This is a genomic window from Campylobacter concisus, assembly GCF_002913545.1.
GTDB lineage: Bacteria > Campylobacterota > Campylobacteria > Campylobacterales > Campylobacteraceae > Campylobacter_A > Campylobacter_A concisus_AV.
In genome coordinates, this window is sequence record NZ_PPBR01000101.1 from 1 (window position 1) to 6,296 (window position 6,296).

The window sequence follows — 6,296 nt, forward strand, 5'->3', positions numbered from 1 at the left end:
TTTATAAGTAGTAGCTACAAACACGATAAAATGGTCTTTTTCTAAATGATTTTAGCTATCAAATCTCACTGTATAACCTAAAATAAATCTTTATGTTTCTTTTAAGTAAATTTTATGTAAAGTTTCATTATTAATTTTTTTATTAATGTAGTTGTTTTAAAAAATATTAAGAAATGAACTGGCGGTGCGTTTTTTTGACGCTAATAAACTTATTAAAACAGGAAGTTATTAATGAGTGAAAAATTTACCAGAAGAGAATTTCTACAAAGCGCCTGTATCAGCGTAGGTGCGCTAGCTACAACAGCTGGTGCGACCAATGTTTTTGCTGGCGAGTTGCCAAAAGGCAATGAAAATGGCTTGCCATCTGTTGATGTGCTAATAATCGGCTCTGGCGGTGCTGGACTTCGTGCAGCAACAGCCGTTCGCAAGCAATATCCAAACTCAACTGTCGTTGTCGCTACAAAGATGATGCCATCACGTAATGCGACCTGTATGGCAGAGGGCGGTATAAACGGCGTTACTGACTTTAGCAACGGCGACAGCTTCAAGCTTCACGCGTATGACACCGTAAAAAGGTGCAGCTTATCTTGCTGATCAAGATGCAGTTGTGAAATTTTGCGAGGCAGCAGGCGCAGTCATCCACGAGCTAGACTACAACGGCATGCTCTTTTCTCGTAAAGATAATGGCGACGTGGCATTTCGTTTCATGGGTGGCGCTAGCAAAAAACGCTGTAACTACGCAGCTGATAAAACTGGCCACGTTTTGATGCACGCCTGTCTTGACGACGCTATTACAGCTGGCGTTAAATTTCTAATGGATCACGAGCTACTTGAAATCAGTCTTGAAGATGGCAAGGTCGAAGGCGTCGTTCTTCGCAACATCCAAGATGGTCAAATTTACCCAGTTCTTTGCAAATCTCTAGTCATCGCAACTGGCGGATACACTAGAATTTTCTATAACCGCACATCAGTTCCATTTATAGCAACGGGAGATGGCATAGCTGCTGCGCTTAAAGTAGGTCTTGGTTTTGAAGACCCTGAGATGCTTCAGTTTCACCCAACTGGCGTTCAAAATGGCGGCACACTTATCACAGAAGCTGCTCGTGGCGAGGGTGGTTACTTGCTAAACAACAAGGGCGAGCGCTTTATGAAAAACTATCACGAAAAGATGGAGCTAGCTCCTCGTGACGTCGTCGCTCGTGCGATCGAGACAGAAATTCGCGAGGGTAGAGGTTTTGGCGAGGGTATGAGCGCTTATGTGCTTTGCGATGTTCGTCACCTTGGCAAAGATACTATCATGAAAAAGCTTCCAAAAATTCGACACACTGCTATGCTTTTCCAAGACATCGACCTTATCGAGCAACCAGTGCCTATCCGCCCAACAGCTCACTACTCGATGGGTGGTATAGAGGTAGCTAAATTTGATGATATGAGCACAAAAATCCCTGGAATTTACGTAGGTGGTGAGGCTTCATGTGTATCTATCCACGGTGCAAACCGCCTTGGTGGTAACAGCCTAACTGACGCAGTTGTAACTGGTGATCTAGCTGGCAAAGGTGCTGGCGCTTACGCTCAAAATGCAAAATTTGCAAGCGGTAAGAAAACTTCTGAGCTAGCAAAAATGTGGCAAGATAAATTTAAATCTATCGCAACAGGCGAGGGTGGCGTAAATGATATGTATGCACTTCGCGAAGAGCTTGGTAAAAACAACTGGGATCTAATGGGTATCTTTAGAACTGGTGCAAAACTTGATCAGCTCTCTAAAAACCTAGAAGCTATCCAAGCAAAATATGATACCCTCAAAGTGCCAAATCAAAACCCAGTAATGAACACAGCATTTACTGACTATGTCGAGCTTGGCAACCTTATACTTCTTTCTCGTGCAGCATGTCTTGCAGCGCAAAATCGTCTTGAGAGCCGTGGCGCTCACACAAGAGAGGACTATCCAAAAAGAGATGATGTAAATTTCTTAAAACACAGCATAGTCACACTAAAAGACGGCAAGCTTGAACTTAGCTACAAAGACGTTGTAACAGGCATATTTTCACTTGACGGCAAGAAGCCAGAGTAAGGAGCTAGGATGAAAATTATTATCGACCGTTTTGACGTAACTAAAAAATATGAATCAACTTATAAGCTAACAAATGAAGAGATCAAAGGCAAAACTCTTTTAACAGTGCTTTTTGACATCAAACAAAAAAAGGATGCGACGTTAAATTTCACAGCATCTTGCCGCTCAGCGATATGCGGTGCGTGCGCTGTTAGAGTAAATGGCCACTCATATCTAGCTTGCGATACAAAGATGAACGAGCTTTTGGCTGAGTATGGCAACCCAGATACTATTAGAATTTCACCACTTGGAAATTTCAAGGTTATCTCAGACCTTATGGTGGATTGGGAGCCAAGTATCGAAAATTTACGCAAGATCAAACCAAGCATCACTGCTAAGCCAGAATTTAGCGCCGCAAAAGGCTGTAAGCAAAGTCAAAAAGAGTATGACAAAGTCGCACTTGAATGGGACTGCATACTTTGCGGTGCGTGCGCTAGCGAGTGTAATAAACTTGAAGCAGACGCGAGTGACTATATGCAGCCATTTGTATTTGTTCATGCTTATAGAGCTGCCTTTGACTCACGTAGCAAAGATCCTATGCCACACCTAAAACCAGCTATCGATAATGGCCTTTGGATGTGTGTAAAGTGCCAAGAGTGCGCTGATCGCTGTCCAAAAGGCATAAGCGCATGCAAAGACATAACTGATCTTCGCATTATGGCTATACAAAAAGGCTTTGATGATGGCATGGGGCCAGATCACGCTGAGGCATTCTTAACCGATCTAGTTGATGGCTCAGGCAGACTAAATGAGATCAAGCTTGCACTTCGCTCTGAGGGAGTGTTTAGAAATATGGGCAAAATGGATATCGCTGCAAATTTAATGCTTGCAGGTAAGATGAATCCACTTCATATTTTCGGCGAAGAGGACATAGAAGGACATGATGATCTAGTAAAAATGATAAATGCGGCTCGCAAAGCTGCTAGTAAGGAGTAATTATGCAAAACGAATTCGCTTTTTTCCCAGGATGCGTACTCACTCAAGCAGCTAAAGAGGCTAAGATGTCGCTTGAGGCCATCGCTCCAGTACTTGGCTGGAAGCTTCACGAGATAAAGGGCTGGAGCTGCTGTGGTGCTCAACAAGCACAAGACGTCGATCCTATCGCTGCACTTGTAGCAAATGCTAGAAATATAGCGTTTGCAGAGCAGATGAATATGCCGATGCTTACGACATGCTCAACTTGTATGCTAACTTTAACAAGAGCTAAAAGCACGCTTGATAAGGGCGCAAAAGATCGTATCAATACATTTTTAGTTGAAGGCAATATGAAATATAATGGTACATCTGAGGTAACAAGCCTTCTTTGGGAGCTTTACCAAAATGTTGATACGCTAAGAGCAAAGGTTGTTAAACCACTTAGCGGACTAAAAGTAGCGCTATTTTACGGCTGCCACAGCCTAAGACCTGAAAAAGATCTACACAACAAAGAAAGCTCAGTCAATCCAAAGAGCTTTGAAACCGTTGTAAGCGCACTTGGTGCTACTATCGTGCCATTTGAGAAAAGACTTGACTGCTGCGGCTTCCACGCTAGCTATCCAGCTGGAAAATCAGTAAGAAAAATGTCAAGCCAGATCGTAAATAACGCTGATCAAAATGGCGCAGACGTAGTTGTAACTCCGTGCCCACTTTGCCAAATGCAACTTGACATCTATCAAGAGAGATATCAAGATGAGAACCACTCAGATGTTAGAAAACCTATCATCCACCTCTCTCAGCTTGTAGGTCTTGCACTTGGTCTATCTGTCGAAGATCTAGGTCTTGATCTAAACATTATCGACGCTAGTAAGATAGCGTAAATTTAAATTTGTGTGAGCTTTGGCTCACACAATCAAATTTCCAAAATACATAAATTTAAATTTATATAAGTAGAGTAAAGCCCAAATTTCTTTGGGCTTACAAATTTTATATAGCTTTTATCATCACTTTTGTTAGAAGTTCTGAAAATTTAGCTGGATTTTCTAGGCTCATACCCTCATTTAGCCTTGCCATATCAAGAAGCAAAGGCGCTATGTCATAAACCATTGCCTCGTTTTTCTCAAGTTTTGCAAAAATTTCATGATCAGCATTGATCTCCAAGATCGGCTTAACTTTTGGGGCATTTGCGCCTTGTCCCATCTGTTTTAACATCTCTTGCATAGCGTAATCAGGGTCGTTTTTATCATATATTAGCACCGCAGCCGAGCTTGAGAGCCTTGAGCTTAGTCTAACGTCTTTAACTTCGTCTTTTAAGATCTCTTTCATCTTAACAAGTGTGTTTGCAACCTTGCTCTCATCGACCTTCTCATCGTTTTTGATCTCGTCGTTTATATCAGCGTGTGAGACTGATTTTAGAGGTGTTTTATCAAATTCATTGACCATTGGCATGACGATCGTGTCGATCTCTTCATCCATTATTAACACTTCGATGTCATTTTTCTTAAAGCTCTCAAGAAGCGGCGAATTTCTTAGCATATTTTCGTTGTTGCCGCTGATATAGTAGATAGACTTTTGATCCTCTTTCATTGCCTCTTTGTACTCTTTTAGGCTGATAAGTCCGTCTCTTTTTGAGCTTTTAAATAGGCAAAGATCCAAAATTTGCTCTTTTTCAGCGTTAAAACCGTAAAGTCCCTCTTTTAAAACCTTGCCAAATAGTTTGTAAAATTTTATGTATTTTTCGCGGTCATTATCTTTTACTTTTGCAAGTTCGCTTAAAATTTTCTTCACACTCTGCTCTTTAACGGTTCGCATGATCGCATTTTCTTGTAAAATTTCGCGGCTAACGTTTAGCGGCAGATCCTCAACATCGATCACACCTTTGATAAATCTTAGATAAGGTGGCAAAAGCTCTTTTGCATCGTCAGTTATAAAAACCCTCTTCACATAGAGCTTCACGCCACTTTGATAATCAACCCTAAAGAGATCAAACGGCTCAGTGCTTGGCACATAAAATAGTGTCGAATACTCGATCTTGCCCTCAGCCTTTGTGTGGATATAAAGGAGCGGATCGCTGCTATCGTGTGAAATTTGCTTATAAAAGTCGTTGTAGTCTTGCTCTTTTAAGCTGGCTTTATTTAGCCTCCAAAGCGCATTTGCCTTGTTTATCTGCTCGTTTTTAGTCTCATAAGTGCCCTCTTTTTCGCCTTCTTTTGGAGCGACATAGCTCTCTTTATCCATAAATATAGGATAAGGGATGTGGTTTGAATATTTTTTAACTATCTCTTCGATACGCCAAGAATTTGCAAACTCATCGTCGTTTAAATGCAAGATAATATCCGTACCAAAGCTATCTTTTTGGGCATCTTCGATCTCGTAGCTCTTTGCGTCAGATGTCCATTTGTAGGCTTTGTCACTTAGTGCTCGTTTGCTTATGACTTCGATCTTGTTTGCCACCATAAATGCTGAATAAAAGCCCACGCCAAACTGGCCGATCAGCGAGCTATCTTTTTTGGCATCACCGCTTAAGCTTTGCATAAAACCTTTTGTGCCACTTCTTGCTATCGTGCCTAAATTTGCGATGAGCTCGTCTTTATCCATGCCGATACCGTTGTCGCTGATGGTTAAAGTCTTAGCTTTTTCATCTACTTTGATGTCGATCCTTGGAGTGTAGCTTAAACTTTTATACTTTTCATCAGTCAAGCATAGGTAGTTTAGCTTGTCAAGTGCGTCATTTGAGTTTGATATGAGCTCTCTTAAAAATATCTCTTTGTTTGAGTAAAGAGAGTGGATCATCAAATTTAAAAGGTCATTGACCTCAGTTTGAAATTCAAATTTATCTGCCATTTCCTTTTCCTTGTTTTAAATTTTTGGCAGATTATAGCACAAAGTGATAAAAATATACTTAACCTTGATAGCACTACTATCAAGTTTTTTTATAAATTTTAAAAAATATTCTAAAAGAGTTATATTTTATAAATAAAATAATAATACATATTTAAAAATTATTATTAATTATGGCTATTTGTATAGCTTTCATTTAAAATAGTAGTATAATCAAGCCATAAATCCATAGGAGGGAATCAAATGAATTTACGAAGTATTTTGGTAAAAGTTTCAGCAACGATTGCTGTAGTCTTGGCGGTCTGTATGGCTTGCTTTGTTTTCTATACATCACATGTCTTAGAACGTGAGATCAAGGATGGAGTAGTAACTACCGTTAAACAAAACGTTGCGCTTGCAATGGATACGGTTGAACTATTTAACAAGGACA

The 6,296-nt window shown here is 40.4% G+C and carries 4 protein-coding genes and 1 pseudogene; 4 read left to right on the forward strand and 1 reads right to left on the reverse strand.

Annotation, left to right across the window (positions count from 1 at the left end; all coding sequences use genetic code 11):
* The first annotated feature begins 231 nt into the window (after positions 1-231).
* From sdhA to sdhE, 3 genes and pseudogenes are all read left to right on the forward strand, one after another.
* Positions 232-2,071: pseudogene (gene sdhA / locus CYP05_RS06545) on the forward strand (8-methylmenaquinol:fumarate reductase flavoprotein subunit).
* Between the two features lie 9 nt (positions 2,072-2,080).
* Positions 2,081-3,046 carry an 8-methylmenaquinol:fumarate reductase iron-sulfur subunit gene (sdhB, locus tag CYP05_RS06550; protein ID WP_103642362.1) on the forward strand — a complete coding sequence of 322 codons (966 nt, stop codon included), beginning with the start codon at positions 2,081-2,083 and terminating at the stop codon, positions 3,044-3,046.
* A gap of 2 nt (positions 3,047-3,048) precedes the next feature.
* Positions 3,049-3,906 (forward strand): 8-methylmenaquinol:fumarate reductase membrane anchor subunit, encoded by an 858-nt coding sequence (gene sdhE / locus CYP05_RS06555; protein ID WP_103642363.1) that lies wholly within the window; start codon positions 3,049-3,051, stop codon positions 3,904-3,906.
* A 106-nt stretch (positions 3,907-4,012) separates the two neighbouring features.
* Here sdhE and htpG read toward each other — a convergent pair whose 3' ends face one another.
* Entirely contained in the window at positions 4,013-5,869 is a 1,857-nt protein-coding gene (gene htpG / locus CYP05_RS06560) for a molecular chaperone HtpG (RefSeq protein ID WP_103642364.1), read from the reverse strand.
* Positions 5,870-6,109: 240 nt separating this feature from the next.
* On the opposite strand from htpG, the gene CYP05_RS10065 reads away from it, so the two are divergent.
* Positions 6,110-6,296 (forward strand): hypothetical protein (locus CYP05_RS10065; RefSeq protein ID WP_141090284.1); only part of this gene is annotated, 187 nt, incomplete at its 3' end.

Excerpts from the sequence above, each read along its gene's own strand:
- sdhB (WP_103642362.1), top strand. The coding sequence starts at position 2,081 with ATGAAAATTATTATCGACCGTTTTGACGTAACTAAAAAATATGAATCA.
- sdhE (WP_103642363.1), top strand. The coding sequence starts at position 3,049 with ATGCAAAACGAATTCGCTTTTTTCCCAGGATGCGTACTCACTCAAGCA.
- htpG (WP_103642364.1), bottom strand. The coding sequence starts at position 5,869 with ATGGCAGATAAATTTGAATTTCAAACTGAGGTCAATGACCTTTTAAAT.